Origin of the sequence: Enterobacter cloacae complex sp. OE43NF (assembly GCF_023544405.1) — a bacterium.
GTDB classification, from domain to species: Bacteria; Pseudomonadota; Gammaproteobacteria; order Enterobacterales; family Enterobacteriaceae; genus Enterobacter; species Enterobacter cloacae.
Genome location: NZ_JAMJFW010000028.1, coordinates 19,523 through 39,731 on the forward strand (window position 1 = coordinate 19,523; position 20,209 = coordinate 39,731).

19 protein-coding genes and 1 pseudogene are annotated in these 20,209 nt (G+C 55.2%); 5 read left to right on the top strand and 15 right to left on the bottom strand.

Annotation, left to right across the window (positions count from 1 at the left end; translation table 11 throughout):
* Positions 1–7: 7 nt before the first annotated feature.
* The 3 genes from dusA to M8370_RS14275 form a co-directional block, all read right to left on the bottom strand.
* Positions 8–1,003 (bottom strand): tRNA dihydrouridine(20/20a) synthase DusA, encoded by a 996-nt coding sequence (gene dusA, locus M8370_RS14265; RefSeq protein WP_013095060.1) that lies wholly within the window; start codon positions 1,001–1,003, stop codon positions 8–10.
* Positions 1,004–1,085: 82 nt separating this feature from the next.
* The gene (locus tag M8370_RS14270) at positions 1,086–2,345 is read right to left on the bottom strand and encodes a conjugal transfer protein TraF (RefSeq protein WP_155687126.1); all 1,260 of its coding nucleotides are present in this window, start codon (positions 2,343–2,345) and stop codon (positions 1,086–1,088) included.
* A gap of 220 nt (positions 2,346–2,565) precedes the next feature.
* Entirely contained in the window at positions 2,566–3,054 is a 489-nt protein-coding gene (locus tag M8370_RS14275) for a cupin domain-containing protein (RefSeq protein ID WP_023620296.1), read from the bottom strand.
* Between the two features lie 115 nt (positions 3,055–3,169).
* Here M8370_RS14275 and zur point away from each other — a divergent pair, with 115 nt between their 5' ends.
* Positions 3,170–3,682 (top strand): zinc uptake transcriptional repressor Zur, encoded by a 513-nt coding sequence (gene zur / locus M8370_RS14280; protein WP_013095057.1) that lies wholly within the window; start codon positions 3,170–3,172, stop codon positions 3,680–3,682.
* 69 nt (positions 3,683–3,751) lie between these two features.
* On the opposite strand, the gene M8370_RS14285 is transcribed toward zur, so the two are convergent.
* The 5 genes and pseudogenes from M8370_RS14285 to M8370_RS14300 form a co-directional block, all read right to left on the bottom strand.
* The gene (locus M8370_RS14285; RefSeq protein WP_020686626.1) at positions 3,752–3,961 is read right to left on the bottom strand and encodes a CsbD family protein; all 210 of its coding nucleotides are present in this window, start codon (positions 3,959–3,961) and stop codon (positions 3,752–3,754) included.
* A gap of 49 nt (positions 3,962–4,010) precedes the next feature.
* Positions 4,011–4,085 (bottom strand): annotated as a pseudogene (locus M8370_RS23505) (hypothetical protein); the annotation flags it as partial.
* Positions 4,082–5,419 (bottom strand): MATE family efflux transporter DinF, encoded by a 1,338-nt coding sequence (gene dinF, locus M8370_RS14290; RefSeq protein ID WP_038418457.1) that lies wholly within the window; start codon positions 5,417–5,419, stop codon positions 4,082–4,084. The gene dinF and the pseudogene M8370_RS23505, both read right to left, overlap by 4 nt.
* Before the next feature lie 64 nt (positions 5,420–5,483).
* Positions 5,484–6,092: a transcriptional repressor LexA gene (gene lexA, locus M8370_RS14295; protein ID WP_013095053.1), complete on the bottom strand. Its 609-nt coding sequence runs from the start codon at positions 6,090–6,092 to the stop codon at positions 5,484–5,486.
* Between the two features lie 108 nt (positions 6,093–6,200).
* Positions 6,201–6,569: a diacylglycerol kinase gene (locus tag M8370_RS14300; RefSeq protein WP_013095052.1), complete on the bottom strand. Its 369-nt coding sequence runs from the start codon at positions 6,567–6,569 to the stop codon at positions 6,201–6,203.
* Positions 6,570–6,723: 154 nt separating this feature from the next.
* On the opposite strand from M8370_RS14300, the gene plsB reads away from it, so the two are divergent.
* A complete protein-coding gene (gene plsB, locus M8370_RS14305) occupies positions 6,724–9,144 on the top strand; it encodes a glycerol-3-phosphate 1-O-acyltransferase PlsB (RefSeq protein WP_013095051.1) in 2,421 nt (806 codons plus the stop codon).
* Positions 9,145–9,242: 98 nt separating this feature from the next.
* Here plsB and ubiA read toward each other — a convergent pair whose 3' ends face one another.
* The 5 genes from ubiA to malK all read right to left on the bottom strand — a co-directional run bounded on the left by ubiA (position 9,243) and on the right by malK (position 14,363).
* Positions 9,243–10,112 carry a 4-hydroxybenzoate octaprenyltransferase gene (gene ubiA / locus M8370_RS14310; protein ID WP_250021217.1) on the bottom strand — a complete coding sequence of 290 codons (870 nt, stop codon included), beginning with the start codon at positions 10,110–10,112 and terminating at the stop codon, positions 9,243–9,245.
* A 13-nt stretch (positions 10,113–10,125) separates the two neighbouring features.
* Positions 10,126–10,623: a chorismate lyase gene (gene ubiC, locus M8370_RS14315; RefSeq protein ID WP_013095049.1), complete on the bottom strand. Its 498-nt coding sequence runs from the start codon at positions 10,621–10,623 to the stop codon at positions 10,126–10,128.
* Between the two features lie 180 nt (positions 10,624–10,803).
* Complete coding sequence (gene malM, locus M8370_RS14320; protein WP_023622494.1) at positions 10,804–11,748, bottom strand: maltose operon protein MalM; 945 nt, start codon at positions 11,746–11,748, stop codon at positions 10,804–10,806.
* Positions 11,749–11,862: 114 nt separating this feature from the next.
* Positions 11,863–13,182 (bottom strand): maltoporin, encoded by a 1,320-nt coding sequence (locus M8370_RS14325; RefSeq protein ID WP_114519488.1) that lies wholly within the window; start codon positions 13,180–13,182, stop codon positions 11,863–11,865.
* Positions 13,183–13,253: 71 nt separating this feature from the next.
* Complete coding sequence (malK, locus tag M8370_RS14330) at positions 13,254–14,363, bottom strand: maltose/maltodextrin ABC transporter ATP-binding protein MalK (RefSeq protein WP_008500080.1); 1,110 nt, start codon at positions 14,361–14,363, stop codon at positions 13,254–13,256.
* Positions 14,364–14,734: 371 nt separating this feature from the next.
* Between malK and malE the strand changes: the two genes are divergently transcribed.
* The 3 genes from malE (at position 14,735) to malG (ending at position 18,500) form a co-directional block, all read left to right on the top strand.
* Entirely contained in the window at positions 14,735–15,925 is a 1,191-nt protein-coding gene (gene malE, locus M8370_RS14335; RefSeq protein ID WP_014830274.1) for a maltose/maltodextrin ABC transporter substrate-binding protein MalE, read from the top strand.
* Between the two features lie 125 nt (positions 15,926–16,050).
* On the top strand, positions 16,051–17,595 hold the full coding sequence (gene malF, locus M8370_RS14340) for a maltose ABC transporter permease MalF (RefSeq protein WP_020686620.1): 1,545 nt from the start codon (positions 16,051–16,053) through the stop codon (positions 17,593–17,595).
* 14 nt (positions 17,596–17,609) lie between these two features.
* Complete coding sequence (gene malG / locus M8370_RS14345) at positions 17,610–18,500, top strand: maltose ABC transporter permease MalG (protein WP_250021218.1); 891 nt, start codon at positions 17,610–17,612, stop codon at positions 18,498–18,500.
* A 103-nt stretch (positions 18,501–18,603) separates the two neighbouring features.
* Here malG and M8370_RS14350 read toward each other — a convergent pair whose 3' ends face one another.
* Both M8370_RS14350 and M8370_RS14355 read right to left on the bottom strand, forming a co-directional pair.
* Positions 18,604–19,308 carry a GntR family transcriptional regulator gene (locus M8370_RS14350; protein ID WP_250021219.1) on the bottom strand — a complete coding sequence of 235 codons (705 nt, stop codon included), beginning with the start codon at positions 19,306–19,308 and terminating at the stop codon, positions 18,604–18,606.
* 40 nt (positions 19,309–19,348) lie between these two features.
* On the bottom strand, positions 19,349–20,209 hold the full coding sequence (locus M8370_RS14355; RefSeq protein WP_013095041.1) for a DUF7916 family protein: 861 nt from the start codon (positions 20,207–20,209) through the stop codon (positions 19,349–19,351).

Sequence of the window (20,209 nt, forward strand, 5' to 3'; positions counted from 1 at the left end):
GCGAGATTTATCGTTTATCTGCAACCAGGCGTAGCGCCTGTTCCAGCACTTCGATATCCGCGCCAGCTTTATGCGCGTTCTCGCTCAGATAGCGACGCCACTGGCGTGCGCCCGGGATCCCCTGGAACAGGCCAAGCATATGACGCGTGATATGGCCGAGGTAAGTGCCGTTACTCAGCTCACGTTCAATGTACGGATACATGGCCCGCACCACGGCAACCGGGTCAGTGTCTGCGCCTTCAACGCCGAAGATCTCGCGATCGACCGTCGTCAGAATACCCGGATTCTGATATGCCTCGCGACCGACCATCACGCCATCCATATGCGCCAGATGTGTTTTGGCCTCGTCGAGCGACTTGATACCACCGTTGATCGACATGGTCAGGTGCGGGAAGTCCCGCTTCAGTTGATACACACGCGGGTAGTCCAGCGGCGGAATTTCACGGTTCTCTTTCGGGCTAAGGCCAGAGAGCCAGGCTTTACGCGCATGGATGATAAACATCTCGCACTCGCCCTTTCCGGCAACCGTATTGATGAAATCACACAAGAATTCGTAGCTGTCCTGGTCATCAATACCGATACGGGTCTTCACCGTCACCGGAATGGAGACCACATCACGCATCGCCTTGATGCAGTCCGCTACCAGCTGTGCGTTCCCCATCAGACAGGCGCCGAACATGCCGTTTTGCACGCGATCGGACGGACAGCCAACGTTAAGGTTAATTTCGTCGTAGCCACGTTCTTCTGCCAGCTTCGCACAGTGCGCCAGCGCAGCCGGATCGCTGCCACCCAGCTGCAGGGCAACCGGATGCTCTTCTTCGCTGTACGCCAGATAGTCGCCCTTACCGTGAATAATTGCACCGGTGGTGACCATTTCGGTGTACAGCAGCGTATGGCGGGAGAGCTGGCGCAGGAAATAGCGGCAGTGTCTGTCCGTCCAGTCGAGCATGGGCGCAATGGAGAAACGGTGTGCGGGAAAGGCAGTCTGGTGTTCTGACGACATGGCGAAGTTTTAAGCATCTGGTGGAAAAGGGGCGCTACTATAGCATAAAGAAAAGCCGGAGGCGCAACGCCTCCGGTGCCCTTTAGAACGTCATACTCAACTGTGCACCTGCGCCCCAGGTTTCATCTTCACCGTAGAGCCCCATCAGGTCGACGTGGACCGTGTTAAACGGTGCAAAACCAACACCACCGGTAAAGACGTTACTGTCATTCCCTTTCATATCGGCACGATAACCCGCCCGCACGGCCAGCCAGCTTAGCGGCGTCACTTCCGCACCCACGCCAACATACTGCGAGGTATCTTCGCTTTTAAAGCCTTTGGTTTCTGTCAGATCGCCATCGGCGGTCAGGGTCACCAGATCGTTGTGCCAGGCGGCACCGGCCGTCACCAGCGGACGGATTTGATAGGTGTCTTTATAGCTCACCACTTCCCCCGTGCGCCCGTTGCGGATGCGAATGTCCTTGGTGTCGATATCGCGCGACATCAGGTTTTGCCCGCTCACCCCGACCGTCCAATGCTCGCCGAAATCGGCCGCGATACCGGCATCCACGTTAAAGCCGGTATCGTCTTTCCGGTAGCGGCTGTCGTTCCACTTGTTACTGTCGTAATCGTAAATTGAGGTGGTGTAGTTGTAGATCCAGGTTTTCTGCAGTTTTGGCGTGACGCCAAGGGAAACCGGGACGCCACCCAGATCGAACTGACGGGCAATGGCAACACCATAATCGGAGACAATTGCCGCCCGGCCAGACGCCGTAGAGTTAAGGTTTTTCGTGATTTGATCGGTACCGTTTAGCGCCGCATCCAGTGCCACGCCCGCCGCCACCGCATCGCTGTTTTGGATACTGCGCAGGTAATCAATATCTTGCTGATCGATGGAAGAGCTGACGCGCCCGTGGGCATAGCCTTTCGCCATAAAGGCCACGGAGAGCACATCGTTAGGGATACTCACCGCAATCCCCGCGCCTGCCGTAGCGCGTGCGGTTTTGCCTTTGAGATAGTCCAGTTCATCGGCAAGATCTTTTGCCGCTCCCTGAAACTGATCGATTGAGCCCAGCGGGTTGGTAATCACTTCGATGGGGGTCAGGCTATCAACCACATCCTTATAGTGATTGATTTTATCGTTGATGGTATCAATCTCATCCTGAAGATTGTCTTCATCCGTTACCTGCACGCCGACGGACGGTAAAATAACCGTCACATCATCGTCCGGTTTCGCCTTTGCCAATAACGCGGGGTTGATTAACGCCCCGCTGCCATAGCTGCCCGAAGCGACGCCCGTGCCACCCATTGCGTCGCTACGTGATTCTGTCCAGGTATTGGCTGCTCCCGCCTGATTTGCCATAAACAGGGAGACAGCGATGCTAACCACCGAAAATTTAAAATGTTTTTTCACAGTATGCTCGTCTTATTGTCGTTAATAACATCACCCTGTTTGTTATCACCCAAACAGGAACGAACTATTGCTGTGAATAAGTACAAAAAGACCCGCTATTTCCTTAAGTAAAACTCCGGACAGGCCTGTTGTTATTTGTGACGGCCCTCAATATTTATAGAAGAGGAAATTATTTTTTCCCAGGTTTTCCATCGTGCGGCCCAAAGAACTGAGGGGGATGATCAACCCAGCGATCTTCACGCGTGGCGGCATACTCCGGATTAAGCGGATAGTAGATTCGGTTGTGCTTCTTGTTAGCCTCGCCAACGACCAGTAATCGCACCTCTTCTTCGGTGTTATTAATAAAGGTATGGCAGACGCCGGTGCCAGCAGGAAACCCTACGCTGTCGCCGGGTTCAAGCTTCCACAAATAGCCGTTAATCCAGGCTTCCGGATACCCTTCCAGCACATAGATGAACTCTTCTTCGTCGCTTTCCGCGTGGGGATAGGAGGTTCGACGCCCGGGCGGCAAACGCTCGTGGTGAATACCGATTCGCCTGAGCCCCAGGTGACGAGCCAGCGGTGCACCGATGGAGAAAAGCTCGTTGCTGTCGGGATAGGTTGAATTATCTGGCTCTTCCACGTCTCGCCAGTGCCGAATACAGTCAGGTTTTTTCATCATTAATTTCCCGGTTTGCGATGGGTCAGGTATAGCACAGCCTGGCGGATCTCGGCGTTTTTACCAGAACATGGTAAAGTGAGGGTTTTCCAGCCTATAACATCCGAGGTGCTAAATGGATAAGTCCACAAAAGAGCTGTTAGCGCAGGCAGAGAAGCTGTGCGCGCAACGCAATGTGCGCCTGACTCCGCAGCGCCTTGAAGTCTTGCGTCTGATGACCCTGCAGCAGGGCGCCATCAGCGCATACGACCTGCTCGACCTGCTGCGCGAAAGCGAGCCACAGGCTAAACCGCCTACGGTCTATCGTGCGCTAGATTTTCTGCTGGAACAAGGGTTTGTACACAAGGTCGAATCCACAAACAGTTATGTGTTGTGTCATCTTTTTGACCAGCCAACCCATACGTCGGCCATGTTTATCTGCGACCGTTGTGGCGTGGTGAAAGAAGAAGGGGCGGAAGGCGTAGAAGATATTATGCATACGCTGGCGGCCAGAATGGGCTTTGCCTTGCGCCATAACGTCATTGAAGCACACGGATTATGCTCTGCGTGTGTAGAAGTGGAGGCCTGTCGGCATCAGGACGCGTGCCACCATGACCACTCTATCCTCGTAAAGAAAAAGCCGCGTTAACAGCCAAAACAAAGGCGGCCCATGGCCGCCCTCAGGGAGTACTTCCTTGTACTGTCGGGTATCACACGGTTACCAACGGTAGTCGTTGCGTTTTTCCCAGTCGCCGACCTCTTTTTCCGCCTGGTCTTTCTCGTAACCGTAGCGTTCCTGAATTTTACCGACAAGCTGATCGCGTTTACCTTCGATGACCGTCATATCGTCATCCGTCAGCTTACCCCACTGTTCTTTCGCTTTACCTTTGAACTGCTTCCAGTTGCCGCCGATTTCGTCTTTATTCATCATCGTGTCCTCTTAGTTAAGCGTCGGGTCGTAACGTCCGTTACGTTCTTTTCTGCTGGACGTGATAATAATTGTAGTTAAGGATTCGGCAGTTGATTTCATATTCGGAATCTTTAACCGTCACGATATATCGTTGCGGGAAGGAAGCCAGGTATTGTTTTGCCAGTGCCGGTGCCAGATAAAGCCCAGTGACAGGCCTCGCAACGCGAGAAAGACCGCCAGGGAGAGCCATAAACCATGGTTACCCAGCCAGGGGAGCGTGAGCAGCGTCAGGGCAAAACCAGCCGCCGCCACCGCCATACTGTTACGCATCTCCGCTCCTCGCGTCGCGCCGATAAACATACCGTCCAGCAGATAGCACCAGACCCCCACCACCGGCAAAATGACCTGCCAGATAAGGTAATGGCTTGCCAGCTCGCGCAGTGCAGGAAGGGAGGTGAGTAACGCAATAATCTGTTCGCCAAAACAGGCGTAAATCAGCGCGAACGCCAGCGCCACCAGCCCCGACTGCCGACAGGCCGCCCGCCAGACATCCCGCAACTGACCACTTTCACGTGCGCCGTATGCCTGGCCGGAATGCGCTTCCACAGCATAGGCAAAGCCATCCAGTGCATAGGCGGTAAAGGTCAGCAGCGTCATCAGAACGGCATTCACCGCGACGATATCTGGCCCAAGCCGGGCGCCAAAGACCGTCAGTGCGCCGAAACAGAGCTGCAGCAGCAGTGAGCGCAGCATAATGTCGCGATTAAGCGCCAACAGGGTGCGGATATTGCCTCGCCATGCACTCTTGAGCAGAGCAAGGGAAATCCCCCGCATGACAAGCACCCGCCAGACCATCCACAGACCGAGGATAAACGTCCCGTATTCGGCAATCGCCGTCGCCAGTGCCGCACCCTGCACGTTCATGTGCAGGCCCATCACCAGCCAGAGATCGAGCACGATGTTGAGGAGGTTGCCTACCACCAGCAGGATCACGGGCGCGCGGGCATACTGCACGCCGAGTAACCACCCCAGCAGAACCAGATTAGCCAGCGACGCGGGCGCGCTGAGCCAGCGAATTTCCAGGAAGCGTCGTGCCTGCTCCAGTACCGCCTCGCTGCCGCCAACGATATGCAGCGCCAGATCAATCAGTGGGGTACGTAATATAGCGATTAACGCGCCTGCCCCAAGCGCCAGAATTAACGGCTGAACCAGCGCGCGCGCCAGACGCAAAGGATCTTTAGCACCGTACGCCTGCGCCGTAAGCCCGGTGGTACTCATGCGCAAAAAGAGCAGGAGCATAAAAAGGAAGCTGGTCGCCGTCGCGCCAATCGCCACGCCGCCCAGATAGATGGGTGAATCAAGGTGACCAATAACTGCCGTATCCACCAGCCCCAGCAGAGGAACGGTGATATTGGAAAAAATCATCGGCAGTGCAAGACGCCACAATGCCTTATCGGATGCCGTAAGCAGTGACATGAAAAAATACCGGGAGTGGATAAGGAATCAGGCCACGGCAGATCCGTAGCCTGTCAGGATGAGATTACAGCCATTCTCCGTTGCGAATGACCCCTACCGCCAGCCCCTCGATAGAGAAGTTTTGTTCGCGGAGGTCTACCACAATGGGGGAAAACTCGTTGTTTTCCGGCAGCAGCTGAACCGTATTACCTTGCTTTTTCAGGCGTTTAACGGTGACTTCATCATCGATGCGCGCCACCACAACCTGGCCGTTACGCACGTCTTGCGTTTTATGTACCGCAAGCAGATCGCCGTCAAGAATACCGATGTCTTTCATGGACATACCGCTTACACGCAGCAGGAAATCCGCGCTCGGCTTGAACATGCCCGGATCAACCTGATAGTGGCCTTCAATATGCTGTTGCGCCAGCAGAGGTTCACCTGCCGCGACGCGCCCCACCAGCGGAATGCCCGTCTCTTCTTCCACCAGCAGGCGGATACCGCGTGAAGCACCCGATACAATCTCAATTACGCCTTTACGCGCCAGCGCTTTCAGGTGTTCCTCGGCAGCGTTCGGAGAACGGAAGCCCAGACGCTGCGCGATTTCCGCACGCGTGGGTGGCATACCCGTCTGGCCGATATGATCCCGAATGAGATCAAACACCTCTTGCTGCCTGGTCGTTAACGCTTTCATTCCGCCCCCTGGGTGTATATACAGTTATGCTGTGAGTATATACAGTCAAAGGCGATTTTGGAACCAAAAACTGCACAAAAAACCAGGGGCTTAATTATTCCTCGAGGCTCATCGGAAATGTGACCAAAGCAGCGTGACCCAGGTGATGACCGCAGTGATAATCGCCAGCAACACGGCAGCAGAGCCCATGTCTTTTGCCCGGCCAGAAAGTTCGTGAAAATCAGAGCCAATACGGTCCACAACGGCCTCAATAGCGCTATTAAGAATTTCCACTATCATCACCAACAGCACGGAGCCGATCAGAAGCACGCGGGTAATGGCATCAACATCAAGGAAACAGGCGATAATCACCGCGACAATCGCGGCGACACCCTCCTGGCGAAACGCGGCTTCGTTGACCCAAGCGGCGCGAAAACCTTTCCAGGAATAGCCAGCAGCTTTAATGATACGGGTTAACCCAGTGGTATTATTGGCCATTAAAAGAACCTTTTATTTGAAATAGCGTCAATAACAGGAGGCGCAACGTGTTGCGCTGTAGCCTGAAGTATGACGGGTAACAACAGTAATTTCGCGCGCTTTCTGTTATCCTTGCGCCGCAATTGCATTATTAACCAGAGGCTTTACATCGTTTATGTCTGGCTGGCCACGAATTTACTACAAATTACTTAATTTACCATTAAGCGTCCTGGTAAAAAGTAAGTCTATCCCAGCAGAACCCGCGCTGGAATTGGGGCTCGATACGTCGCGCCCTATTATGTATGTTTTGCCTTACAACTCGAAGGCAGACTTGCTGACGCTTCGCGCCCAGTGTCTGGCGCATGATTTACCTGACCCGCTTGAACCGTTAGAAGTCGACGGTACGCTGTTGCCGCGATACGTGTTCATTCACGGTGGGCCACGCGTGTTTACCTATTACACGCCAAAAGAAGAGTCCATTAAGCTGTTCCACGACTATCTCGACCTGCATCGCAGCAATCCCGATCTGGATGTGCAGATGGTGCCGGTGTCGGTGATGTTTGGTCGTCGTCCGGGCCGCGAAAAAGGGGAAGAGAACCCACCGTTACGCATGCTTAATGGCATCCAGAAATTCTTCGCCGTCTCCTGGCTGGGGCGCGACAGCTTTGTGCGCTTCTCCCCTTCCGTCTCGCTACGCCGGATGGCCGACGAGCACGGCACCGATAAGATCATCGCGCAAAAACTGGCGCGCGTGGCGCGCATGCATTTCGCTCGTCAGCGTCTGGCCGCCGTTGGCCCTCGCCTTCCGGCGCGTCAGGATCTCTTCAACAAGCTGCTGGCTTCCAAAGCGATCGCTCGTGCTGTTGAAGACGAAGCGCGCAGTAAAAAGATTTCTCATGAAAAAGCACAGCAGAACGCCATTGCGCTGATGGAAGAGATTGCCGCGAACTTCTCCTATGAGATGATCCGTCTTTCTGACCGCATCCTGGGCTTTACATGGAACCGCCTCTATCAGGGCATTAACGTCCATAACGCCGAGCGCGTTCGCCAACTGGCGCATGACGGCCATGAAATTGTTTATGTGCCCTGCCACCGCAGCCACATGGACTACCTGCTCCTCTCGTATGTGCTCTATCACCAGGGGCTGGTGCCACCGCACATCGCAGCCGGTATCAACCTGAACTTCTGGCCAGCAGGCCCGATTTTCCGCCGCCTGGGGGCGTTCTTCATTCGTCGTACCTTTAAGGGCAACAAGCTCTACTCCACCGTATTCCGTGAATATCTGGGCGAGCTGTTCAGCCGCGGTTATTCCGTTGAGTACTTCGTGGAGGGGGGACGTTCACGAACCGGCCGTCTGCTGGATCCGAAAACCGGCACGCTGTCGATGACCATCCAGGCGATGCTGCGCGGCGGCACTCGTCCCATCACGCTGGTGCCCATTTACATTGGCTATGAGCACGTCATGGAAGTGGGGACTTACGCCAAAGAGCTACGCGGGGCGACTAAAGAGAAAGAGAGCCTGCCGCAGATGCTGCGTGGGCTGAGCAAGCTACGTAATCTTGGTCAGGGCTACGTAAACTTCGGCGAGCCGATGCCGTTGATGACGTATCTGAACAACCATGTTCCCGATTGGCGCGAGTCTATCGATCCTATCGAAGCGGTGCGTCCAGCCTGGCTGACGCCAACGGTTAACGGTATCGCGGCTGAGCTGATGGTGCGTATTAACAACGCCGGTGCCGCAAACGCCATGAACCTCTGCTGTACGGCGCTGCTGGCGTCACGTCAACGCTCCCTGACCCGTGAACAGCTTACGGAGCAGCTGGATTGCTATCTTGACCTGATGCGCAACGTTCCCTACTCGGTGGATTCAACGACGCCTGCCAGCACGGCGAGCGAGCTGATCGACCATGCGCTGCAAATGAACAAGTTTGAAGTCGAGAAAGATACGATTGGCGACATCATCATTCTCCCGCGCGAACAGGCGGTGCTGATGACCTACTATCGTAACAATATCGCGCATATGCTGATGCTGCCGTCGCTGATGGCGGCGATCATTACCCAGCATCGCCGTATTTCTCGTCAGGAGCTGCTGCGTCACGTGGAGACGCTCTATCCGATGCTGAAAGCAGAGCTGTTCCTGCGCTGGAGCAAGGATGAGCTGGCGATTGAGCTGGATAAAATGACCGAGGAGCTGCGTCGTCAGGGGCTGATTACCGTTGTTAACGACGAGCTGCATATCAATCCGTCACGCTCCCGTACGCTGCAACTGCTGGCGGCGGGTGCGCGAGAAACGCTGCAGCGCTACGCTATCACCTTCTGGCTGCTGAGCGCGAACCCATCCATTAACCGCGGTACGCTGGAGAAAGAGAGCCGGACGCTGGCACAGCGCCTTTCCGTTCTGCACGGCATCAACGCCCCGGAATTCTTCGACAAAGCGGTCTTCAGTTCACTGGTACTGACGCTGCGTGATGAAGGGTTCATTAGCGACACGGGCGATGCCGAGCCGGAAGAGACGCTGAAGGTGTATCAGATGCTGGCAGAGCTGATTACCTCCGACGTGCGTTTGACGATTGAGAGTGCGACGCAGGGCGAGTGATGTGAAAAAGCCGGGTGGCGGCTTCGCCTTACCCGGCTCACAATCTGACGCTTCATATCATGCAGGCCCGGTAAGCTTCAGCGTCACCGGGCTTTTTTTCAGCCAAAATAGCTCATCGCCAGCCCCAGGAACAGCACCAGGCCCACGTAGTTATTATTCATAAACGCTTTAAAACAGGCGTCACGCTCACGCTTTGCGATTAGCTTTTGCTGATAAGCAAACAGCAGACCCGCCACCAGCACTGACCAGTAAAACTCCCAGTTGAGCCCGTTCAGGCGGCCAATCGCCACCATCAGCGCCAGCACCGCGGCCTGCAGGATACCGATAATCAGCTTGTCGTGACGACCAAACAGAATGGCGGTCGATTTAATGCCAATTTTCAGATCGTCATCGCGGTCAACCATCGCATATTGCGTGTCATAAGCCACGGCCCAGAGAATGTTCGCCAGGAACATCAGCCAGCAGCTCAGCGGTACCGACTCGCTGACCGCCGCAAACGCCATTGGGATCGACCAGCCAAACGCCGCGCCGAGCACCACCTGCGGCAGATGGGTATAGCGTTTCATAAACGGGTAGACCCATGCCAGCGCGAGGGCCGCAACGGAAAGCAGGATGGTCATGGTGTTGAGGGTTAACACCAGCAGGAAGGAGAGCAGCACCAGCACGATGAACAGCACACGGGCCTCTTTCTCTGTGATCTGCCCGCTGGGTAACGGACGATTGGCTGTCCGTTTCACATGTCCGTCGAATTTACGATCGGCGTAGTCATTGACCACACAGCCCGCCGCACGCATCAGCCAGACACCGGCCACAAACACGCCCAGGATCCACAGCGGTGGAACGCCCGGCGTCGCCACCCATAGCGCCCATAATGTCGGCCACAACAGCAGTAGCGCGCCGATGGGTTTATCGGTACGCATTAAGCGGTGATAGGCCAGCAGCTTGTTCTGCGTCAGGCTCCACTCCATTTTTTTCTTCCTCTCAGTACAACGGCGATGCCGGTAAAAAAAGCTCCGTCAGTATTAACGGTTTACCGCTCAGGCGAAGACGGGAACGACGTCCCCACAGTTCGGCATCGCGTCCAATTTCAATAAAATCCCGGGTAAGTTCAGACGAGGTAAAAAGATACCGCCCGAGCGGGGTATTTCCCAGCCGTTGCAGTGCCAGCTCTGGCCCGGAAAGGGTGGATTCAGGCACCACGGTTCGTCCGGCGAGCCACGGCTCACCATCCGCGCAGAGCAGAATTTCACGCAACCAGTAGCGTTCTTCTTTTGGTAACAGCGGCAGCTCACTGGCAATGTCAGCGGAGGTGACAAACCCTTCCTGAATCATTGTCACCGTAACCGTCTTGCCCTGTTGCTCAAAACGTTTAGTCATGGAATCTTCCAGCAGCAACCAGTCAAGCTGCTGCGGGTCAAGCGCAGGTATTTGGTCGAAATAGCGCAGCGAACGCAGTTGCGTTAGCGCAGGGTGTGACATGCCGGACTCTCCGATACATAACGTAATGGCATTGTATCGCAGAAAAGCGCATTGAGGGCGGTCAAACGTTATTTAGCGATCACTATCGCAACAATGGTGCAACAGCGCGAGCGGCACGAAAAAAAGTGCGCCCACTCAGGCGCACTAAACTACTAACAAATCAGCACTGTGGGGAAACGGTTACCCCTTGCCTTTTACACTGCTGATAAAGGTGGAACGGGCAGTGGTTGAACCTAAACGTTCGGCTTCATCAAGCAGTTTCAGCGCTTTATCGACATCGCCGCGCTTCACCGCCTGCTTAATGGCGTTGTTGAAGTATTCTTCGGTGTCGTTCAGTACCGGCTCAGCTTTCTTCGCCGGAGCTGGGGCTGCGGTCGCGGCTGCCGTAGCCGCTGGCGCGGTATAAACAGGTGCAGCGGTATTCCCCACAGTCACCGGACCAGGACCAGACGAGCCAAACAGTGGGCCAACGAGTACGCTGGAAGCGCTGTTGGTGGAAACTTTCAGTTTGACCAGGCCATCAGTGGTATGGCGGGCAAGCGGATCCGGAATATCCGGGACAGAGTTACCGGTGCCTTTGGCATAAGCTTTCGCCGGGTCAACCAGCTTTGTTGTCTGCTGCAAATCTTTCTCTGTTGTGAATACCAGCACGTAAATCTTTTGCTGACCCAGAGCAGGTGTCAGGCGCATAACGCCTTCCAGGCGGTCCGCACTCATTACGCCCGGTTCCTGATAGCTAAAATAGTCGCTTGGGAAGAACGCCGATGGCGTCATGTTTTGATCGAGGATCAAGACGTTTGGCGCAAACACACTGGTCTGTTTGTTTACTTCACTGGTCAGCGTCAGGGTCAATTCACCAATGTTCGCCGGTACGCTATAAGCCGCAACGGGGCCAGAAATTCCCGGCACGTTCAGTTGTTGGCCCCCCATAGAGAGCTGAGTCGACTGCGTTTTGGATTGATCAACCGGCGTCCATGTCAGTTGCTGGAGTGCCGCTGCCGGGATAGCGGGCGCAGCACTGGTATTTTGTGGCACGAAATTCACGTCTGCAAAGGAGACGGCCGGAACACAGGCTAACAGCCCCGCAGAGAGGCACAGCGCGACGAGACTTTTCTTCATTTTCATTGTTATTACCTCTGATAGCGTGAGCACTGCGGTGGCCAGGCAATAGCGCGCAGCACCCTAAGGAGAGAGGGGCTTACGCCCCTCTTTTCAGGTCATTACGTCAGGTCTAACGAATTACCACCAGATTTCCATCTGGGCGCCGAAGGTCCACTCATCGTTGTCGCCACGGCTGAAGGTACGTGCAGAAGTGTCGTTATACGCGACGCCAGGGGTGTAGCCTGCAGCCTGATCGCTGCCGCTATTTGCATAACCCCATTTCTCATCCCACTTCGCGTAAGTTGCGAAGACACGGATAGCCGGACGGGACCAGATGCTGTCGCCTGCCTGCCATTGTTGTGCCAGGGTGATTTTGTACTGGCTGTTCTTCTCGTCAGTTCTCTGAGATTTGACGTTGTCGTAGCCCACTTCAAGCAGGGTGCTCATGATTGGCGTCCATTTGAACATCGGACGAACACCCACGGTCCACCACTCGGTACCGTTGTTGTTGTCACGATCGATGTTCTGGTACATACCGACGTACATCAGGTCCCAACGGTCTGCCAGGGTGATTGCACCGTGGTCCAGCACACGCCACATGGAGCCATCGTTATCAACGCTACCGCCCTGTGGAATACCTTTGCCGTTAGAGGTCATGGAATCCGTACCGTACTGCAGTACGAACTTGTTGAAGCCCTTCATCATGCTCTGGGTGTGTTCAGCAGTGAACAACCAGCCATCTTTAGAAGCGCCAGGCTGCAGGTAGTAGTCGTCAGGAATGTTGGTGTGACCATAGTCAACGCCCAGCTCCAGCGTACCGCCCGGGTTAGTTTCCAGACCGGCTAAACGCACGTCGAAGACGTCGTTAGGTACAATGTTGTCATAAACACGATCGCCGTTGGCATCACGATCGGCGAAGGTTGCAGAACCGCCTGATTCAGAAGAGCGGGTAGCTGCCAGAGAGAGTTTACCAAAACCCAGATCGATGTTTTCAATACCGGCACCAGGACCTGAGATGTCCCAGTAGTAGAAGTCGATCATGTGAACGTCATGACGCTGATAGAAGCGCTTACCGGCCCAGATGGTGGAGCCTGGCAGCCACTCAATCAGGTTTTTACCCTGCACGTTAGCTTCACGGAAGGCCGGGCTGGTGGATTCCCAGTCGTTCTGCTGAGAAACGGAATACGCTACGTTAGTGTCGAAATAGAAGCTCTTGTCGCCCTCTTTCCACACTTCCTGGCCCAGTTTCAATTCAGCATAGGTTTCACATTCGTTACCGAGACGATATTTAGTACCGCCAGTACCCGTCGTTGCAAAACATTGTTGTTCACCGCCACTCCCGGTCCAGCCAATGCCGGAACGAGCATAACCTTTAAAGTCTACAGCGCCTGCCTGGGCAGACATAATGCCTGCCGCAATGGCGAGTGCCAGAGGGACTTTGCGCAGAGTAATCATCATTCTATCTCCTGAGATCATTGCTTTTCTTTGAACACTTGACCTGTCGGTTTCGTGTCTTCTTTTGGGATTGCTTAAACGCCTGGCTCTTTGTGCAGCCGACGACATGCAGTGCCATCCTCGCGGAACAGATGGCAACGCTCTGGCGGCAAACCGATAGCGAATGTGGCACCCTCTTCTACCAACACCACGTCATTCTGGCGGTAGACCAGGTTCTGACGGATGGCGGGGATCTGGATATGAATCTGTGTTTCGTGACCAAGTTGTTCGACGACCTGAACTTCACCTTCCAGCGTCACATCGGCGATGTGGCTAGGCAGTAAATGTTCAGGACGAATACCGAGGGACATGTTGGCCCCCACCTGTACGTTGGCGCTGTCGACCGGTAGCCAGACTTGCTGACGGTTTGGCAACTCCACCTGTACCTGTTCAATGGCTGTCGCCGTGACTTTGACGGGCAGGAAGTTCATCTTTGGCGAGCCAATAAAGCCCGCAACAAAGCGGTCTGCCGGATAGTGATAAAGCTCCAGCGGTTTACCCACCTGTGCCACGCGGCCTGCGTCCAGCACCACAATTTTGTCAGCCAGCGTCATCGCTTCGACCTGATCGTGGGTGACGTAAATCATCGTGCGGCCAAGACGTTTATGCAGACGGGAGATTTCGATACGCATCTGGACGCGCAGCGCGGCATCCAGGTTAGAAAGCGGTTCATCCAGCAGGAAGACGCGTGGTTCGGCCACCAGCGTACGGCCAATCGCGACGCGCTGACGCTGACCACCGGAAAGCGCCTTCGGTTTACGCTCCAGCAGGTGTGCCAGCTGTAACACTTCCGCCACCTGCGTGACGCGCTGGTTAATCACCTCTTTTTTCGCCCCCGCCAGCTTCAGGCCAAAGGACATGTTCTCGGCGACGGAGAGATGGGGATAAAGTGCATAAGACTGGAACACCATGCCAACGCCACGTTCGGCAGGCGGAATGTCGTTCATTCGGGTATCACCAATCAGCAAATCACCGCTGGTGATGGTTTCAAGACCGGCAATCATACGCAGCAGAGTTGATTTACCGCAGCCAGATGGGCCAACAAACACCACGAATTCACCTTCGTGGATGTCGAGATTGATGTCTTTTGACACCACTACGTCGCCCCAGGCTTTCGTTACATTACGCAGCTGTACGCTCGCCATGCCCTTCTCCCTTCGTTACAACCTGTCACCGACAGAAACATTCAAGATAAGTTCACTATGGGGTATCCATTACTTTCGCGAATCCTCCACCCCCCGGCTTTTTTATGGGGGAGGAGGCGGGAGGATGAGAGAGCAGGCTCTGCGACCGCAGCTGGCGGGCTGAGGCAAAATTCGTGAAGCCACCTGCAAAATTCAGCGTGTTTTTATGTGCGCCAGCACTCATAACTTAAATTTATGCAACACAGATCACACAAACCGGGGGTGGGGCGTAGGGGTTGGGAGGATGGAAAGAGGATGTCAAATAAGGAGACTGAGTGACGTTGAACCACCTTATGTATCCACGAGCACATCACCAAAAAAGGATGGCAGATATGAAGATCAAGACTGGCGCACGCGTTTTCGCATTGTCCGCCCTTGCAGCAATGATGATTTCCGCACCGGCTCTCGCCAAAATTGAAGAAGGTAAGCTGGTTATCTGGATTAACGGCGACAAAGGCTATAACGGCCTGGCCGAAGTGGGTAAAAAATTCGAAAAAGACACCGGTATCAAAGTCACCGTAGAACACCCGGACAAGCTGGAAGAGAAATTCCCGCAGGTTGCGGCAACCGGTGACGGCCCGGACATCATCTTCTGGGCGCATGACCGTTTCGGGGGTTATGCACAATCCGGCCTGCTGGCGGAAGTCACGCCTGATAAAGCCTTCCAGGACAAACTGTTCCCGTTCACCTGGGACGCCGTTCGCTATAACGGCAAGCTGATCGCTTATCCCATTGCAGTGGAAGCCCTGTCTCTGATTTATAACAAAGACCTGGTGCCTAACCCGCCGAAAACCTGGGAAGAGATCCCGAAACTGGATAAAGAGCTGAAAGCGAAAGGTAAGAGCGCGCTGATGTTCAACCTGCAGGAGCCGTACTTCACCTGGCCGCTGATTGCTGCCGATGGCGGTTACGCGTTCAAGTTTGAAAACGGCAAATATGACGTCAAAGACGTGGGCGTGGACAACGCGGGTGCGAAAGCGGGTCTGACCTTCCTGGTCGATCTGATCAAGAACAAACACATGAACGCGGATACCGATTACTCCATCGCGGAAGCGGCGTTCAACAAAGGCGAAACCGCGATGACCATCAACGGTCCGTGGGCCTGGACCAACATCGACAAGAGCAAAATCAACTATGGCGTGACGCTGCTGCCAACCTTCAACGGCAAGCCGTCTAAACCGTTTGTTGGCGTGCTGAGCGCAGGTATCAACGCCGCCAGCCCGAACAAAGAGCTGGCGAAAGAGTTCCTCGAAAACTACCTGCTGACCGATCAGGGTCTGGATGAAGTGAACAAGGACAAACCGCTGGGTGCCGTTGCGCTGAAATCCTTCCAGGATCAGCTGGCAAAAGACCCACGTATCGCGGCAACCATGGATAACGCCCAGAAAGGCGAAATCATGCCGAACATCCCACAGATGGCCGCGTTCTGGTATGCCACCCGTACTGCGGTGATTAACGCCGCAAGCGGTCGTCAGACTGTCGATGCCGCGCTGAAAGATGCGCAGGGTCGTATTACTAAGTAATGCCGTAGTCCCCTCTCCCTCTGGGAGAGGGTTAGGGTGAGGGTTGTCGCTATCCGCACGCCCTCACCCCGGCCCTCTCCCCCAGGAGAGGGAGAAAAGATCAAACGTTGTAGAGGAAGAACCCCATGGATGTCATTAAAAAGAAACATTGGTGGCAAAGCGACGTGCTGAAGTGGTCAGCGATCGGTCTGCTCTGTCTGCTGGTGGGTTACCTTGTTGTTTTAATGTACGTACAAGGGGAATATCTGTTCGCCATCATGACGCTGATTTTAAGCTCTGCTGGCCTGTATATTTTCGCCAACCGTAAGGCATATGCCTGGCGTTATGTCTATCCGGGCGTGGCCGGGATGGGGCTGTTTGTCCTGTTCCCGCTGATCTGTACTATCGCTATCGCATTCACTAACTACAGCAGCACCAACCAGCTCGCGCAAGAGCGCGCCACTCAGGTGCTTCTGGACCGTTCTTATCAGGCAGGCAAGACCTTCAACTTTGGTTTGTATCCTGCGGGTGACGAATGGAAATTAGCACTGACTGACGGCGAGAGCGGCAAAACCTATATTTCCGACGCTTTCAAATTTGGCGGCGAGCAGAAGCTGGCCTTAAAAGAGGCCCCTGCCCTGCCGGAAGGCGAACGCGCTAACCTGCGTATCATTACCCAGAACCGTCAGGCGCTGACTCAGCTCACCGCCGTGCTGCCAGATGAAAGCAAAGTGACCATGAGCTCGCTGCGCCAGTTTTCCGGTACGCAGCCACTCTATACCCTGGCGGATGACGGCACGCTGACGAATAACCAGAGCGGCGTGAAGTACCGTCCGAACAACGATATTGGTTTCTATCAGTCTGTAAACGCCGACGGCAGCTGGGGCGATGACAAACTCAGCCCGGGCTATACCGTGACTATCGGCTGGGACAACTTTACCCGCGTGTTTACCGACGAAGGGATCCAGAAGCCGTTCTTTGCTATCTTCGTCTGGACGGTGGTCTTCTCCGTATTGACGGTACTCCTGACCGTTGCCGTGGGTATGGTGCTGGCCTGCCTCGTGCAGTGGGAAGCCCTGAAAGGCAAAGCGATCTACCGCGTGCTGCTGATCCTGCCGTATGCCGTACCGTCGTTTATCTCAATTCTGATTTTCAAAGGGCTGTTTAACCAGAGCTTCGGTGAAATCAACATGATGCTGAGCGCGCTGTTCGGCATCAAACCGGCCTGGTTCAGCGACCCGACCACCGCCCGTTCGATGATTATCATCGTCAACACCTGGCTGGGTTATCCGTACATGATGATCCTGTGCATGGGCCTGCTGAAGGCTATCCCCGACGACCTGTACGAAGCCTCGGCAATGGATGGCGCGGGTCCGTTCCAGAACTTCTTTAAGATTACGCTGCCGCTGCTCATCAAGCCGCTGACTCCGCTGATGATTGCCAGCTTTGCCTTCAACTTTAACAACTTCGTGCTGATTCAGCTGTTGACCAACGGTGGCCCGGATCGTCTCGGTACCACCACGCCAGCCGGCTATACCGACCTGCTCGTGAGCTACACCTATCGCATCGCCTTTGAAGGCGGCGGCGGTCAGGACTTTGGTCTGGCGGCAGCGATTGCCACCCTGATCTTCCTGCTGGTTGGCGCGCTGGCGATAGTGAACCTAAAAGCCACACGTATGAAATTTGACTAAGGAGGGCATCGATCATGGCTATGGTACAACCCAAATCTCAGAAACTGCGCCTCCTGGCGACACATTTAGGGCTGCTGATTTTTATTGCGGCGATCATGTTCCCGCTGCTGATGGTCATCGCCATCTCCCTGCGTTCGGGTAACTTCGCTACCGGCAGCCTGATCCCGGAGGAAATCTCCTGGGAGCACTGGAAGCTCGCGCTGGGCTTCAGCGTGGAGCATGCCGATGGCCGCGTTACCCCGCCGCCGTTCCCGGTACTGCTGTGGCTGTGGAACTCGGTGAAAGTGGCGACCATCACCGCGATCGGCATCGTGACGCTCTCCACCACCTGTGCGTACGCCTTCGCCCGTATGAAGTTCCCGGGCAAGGCCTCACTGCTGAAAGGGATGCTGATTTTCCAGATGTTCCCGGCGGTACTGTCTCTGGTCGCGTTGTATGCCTTGTTTGACCGCCTGGGCCAGTATGTGCCGTTTATCGGCCTGAACACCCACGGCGGCGTGATCTTCGCCTATCTTGGCGGTATCGCCCTGCATGTGTGGACCATCAAAGGTTATTTCGAAACCATCGACGGCTCGCTGGAAGAAGCGGCGGCGCTGGATGGCGCGACACCATGGCAGGCGTTCCGTCTGGTTCTGCTGCCGCTGTCGGTGCCTATCCTGGCGGTGGTATTTATCCTGTCGTTTATCGCCGCCATCACCGAAGTGCCGGTCGCGTCTCTGTTACTGCGTGACGTAAATAGTTACACCCTGGCCGTGGGTATGCAGCAATACCTCAACCCGCAAAACTACCTGTGGGGCGACTTTGCCGCAGCGGCCGTACTCTCTGCCATCCCGATTACCGTGGTGTTCCTGCTGGCGCAGCGCTGGCTGGTCAACGGCCTGACGGCGGGCGGTGTGAAAGGTTAAGTTTCATCTGTTATGCCACTGCAACCCTCAACTTTAGACGTATTGTATTAACCCAACTTGTGACTGTTGTTAGGCGCTCTTCGGAGCGCCATTTTTTTATGGGTCAGACACGCACAAAGTCAGTCTCAAAGTTAAAGGTATGCCAGAGATGGCGGGCGCAGGAGTATTCAAAAAGCTTGCCGTTATCGAGAAATGCCGTCTGCTCCACCTGAATAAGCGTGGTGGGTTCGGTCAGCTCCAGCCACACCCTTTCCTGCTCGCTGGCGTTTCGCCCGGTGACTTTCATATGTGCGCTATGGACGGTACACCCCAGCTCATGGGTAATGTACGCGTAAATGGAATGCTGAACATGGCTCAGAGCCAGACGAGGAAAGAGCGCGACAGGCATCCAGGTGTACTCCACAATGGAAGGGATCTCCGCTATGACGCGTACCCTGTGGATTTCATGCACCAGTTCACCCTCAGTGATTTGCAATTTTTGCGCGATATCGGCAGAGGCAGGCACGGCGGTATATAACTGCACGCGAGTGGTAAGGGTTTTCCCCTGAGTGGCGCAGCGCTGCGCGGTGCCTATCAGGTGTGAGTTGCTTGCCGCAGAAATCTGGCGCTTAACAAACGAGCCTAGCCCACGCTTGCGCAGCACCAGTCCCTCGCGGACGAGCAAATCCAGCGCTTTGGTGATGGTTAGCTCGCTACATTCAAATTCAGCGGCGAGCCTTGCCCCTTCGGGCAATTTTTTGTCGGGAGCATAGATGCCCACCACAATGCGCCGCCGCACTTCATGGTAGATCTCCATATACTTAGGCATAACGCTCTCCGCAAACGGCCCCTTACAGGGCCGACTCAAATTAACGAGACAGGGATGCTGCCATACGCACCCAGGTGTGCCGTCGGCCACGGATAGCGAGGGATAAGGCATTCAGCGCTTCCGGGTCGGCCATGCCTGCCACCCCTGCGTCGCCAAAATTATGCATGTCGCTACCGCAACGTTTACTGGCCAGGCCAATGTCGCGCACCGTAGCACAATCCGCACCTTCCTGACTACTGCTCAGCGTGGTGATGGCAAGCCCTCCCAGCGACTGCACTGCCTGCGCAATGTGGCTGACGCGTCCTTCCGATGCCCCCCGGCATCCGCCTGGTGCCGAAAAGATAGCGCCATCTGCGCCTGCACTGATATAGCCAGCATACTCCTGGGGTTGCGCCAGCCCGGAATTATAAAATTTCGCGGCCAGAATCAGCTTATTGGTTTGCGCCCTGAGCGCTGCTATCGCCTGACACATACGCCCGGCCGTCACCCCGGGCTTGTCATAGCCGGTCAGGCAGTAAAAATCCGCATGCCGCACTGCCTCCAGATGCGCAGGCAGAAAAGCGCCGGGGCTGGAGAGATCGTCTGCGGGCAGGACTTCAAAATTGACGCCTGTTAAACGCCCCGTCAGGCATTTCACCTGGCTGACAGGATCAGCGCCAAAACGTTCTTCTCCGCCGTTCAATGCGGGCCGCTGAAAATGGATCCCCTTGAGCAGCAGAAGGTCGGCGCCAAACGCACACAACAATTCCGCATTCGTCACCTCTGCAAACAGCGGGGGCGCCTGCACAGCAATTTCGGCCATAATGACGCGCCCTTCGCTGGCGCTGATGGCATCTCGTAAGCTATCGCCGGTAATGGGGCCACGAAAGTCGCTGGCCCGGCAATTCAGAAGCCGTTTCAT

Excerpts from the sequence above, each read along its gene's own strand:
- dusA (WP_013095060.1), bottom strand. The coding sequence starts at position 1,003 with ATGTCGTCAGAACACCAGACTGCCTTTCCCGCACACCGTTTCTCCATT.
- M8370_RS14270 (WP_155687126.1), bottom strand. The coding sequence starts at position 2,345 with ATGGCAAATCAGGCGGGAGCAGCCAATACCTGGACAGAATCACGTAGC.
- M8370_RS14275 (WP_023620296.1), bottom strand. The coding sequence starts at position 3,054 with ATGAAAAAACCTGACTGTATTCGGCACTGGCGAGACGTGGAAGAGCCA.
- zur (WP_013095057.1), top strand. The coding sequence starts at position 3,170 with ATGGATAAGTCCACAAAAGAGCTGTTAGCGCAGGCAGAGAAGCTGTGC.
- M8370_RS14285 (WP_020686626.1), bottom strand. The coding sequence starts at position 3,961 with ATGAATAAAGACGAAATCGGCGGCAACTGGAAGCAGTTCAAAGGTAAA.
- dinF (WP_038418457.1), bottom strand. The coding sequence starts at position 5,419 with ATGTCACTGCTTACGGCATCCGATAAGGCATTGTGGCGTCTTGCACTG.
- lexA (WP_013095053.1), bottom strand. The coding sequence starts at position 6,092 with ATGAAAGCGTTAACGACCAGGCAGCAAGAGGTGTTTGATCTCATTCGG.
- M8370_RS14300 (WP_013095052.1), bottom strand. The coding sequence starts at position 6,569 with ATGGCCAATAATACCACTGGGTTAACCCGTATCATTAAAGCTGCTGGC.
- plsB (WP_013095051.1), top strand. The coding sequence starts at position 6,724 with ATGTCTGGCTGGCCACGAATTTACTACAAATTACTTAATTTACCATTA.
- ubiA (WP_250021217.1), bottom strand. The coding sequence starts at position 10,112 with ATGGAGTGGAGCCTGACGCAGAACAAGCTGCTGGCCTATCACCGCTTA.
- ubiC (WP_013095049.1), bottom strand. The coding sequence starts at position 10,623 with ATGTCACACCCTGCGCTAACGCAACTGCGTTCGCTGCGCTATTTCGAC.
- malM (WP_023622494.1), bottom strand. The coding sequence starts at position 11,748 with ATGAAAATGAAGAAAAGTCTCGTCGCGCTGTGCCTCTCTGCGGGGCTG.
- M8370_RS14325 (WP_114519488.1), bottom strand. The coding sequence starts at position 13,182 with ATGATGATTACTCTGCGCAAAGTCCCTCTGGCACTCGCCATTGCGGCA.
- malK (WP_008500080.1), bottom strand. The coding sequence starts at position 14,363 with ATGGCGAGCGTACAGCTGCGTAATGTAACGAAAGCCTGGGGCGACGTA.
- malE (WP_014830274.1), top strand. The coding sequence starts at position 14,735 with ATGAAGATCAAGACTGGCGCACGCGTTTTCGCATTGTCCGCCCTTGCA.
- malF (WP_020686620.1), top strand. The coding sequence starts at position 16,051 with ATGGATGTCATTAAAAAGAAACATTGGTGGCAAAGCGACGTGCTGAAG.
- malG (WP_250021218.1), top strand. The coding sequence starts at position 17,610 with ATGGCTATGGTACAACCCAAATCTCAGAAACTGCGCCTCCTGGCGACA.
- M8370_RS14350 (WP_250021219.1), bottom strand. The coding sequence starts at position 19,308 with ATGCCTAAGTATATGGAGATCTACCATGAAGTGCGGCGGCGCATTGTG.
- M8370_RS14355 (WP_013095041.1), bottom strand. The coding sequence starts at position 20,209 with ATGAAACGGCTTCTGAATTGCCGGGCCAGCGACTTTCGTGGCCCCATT.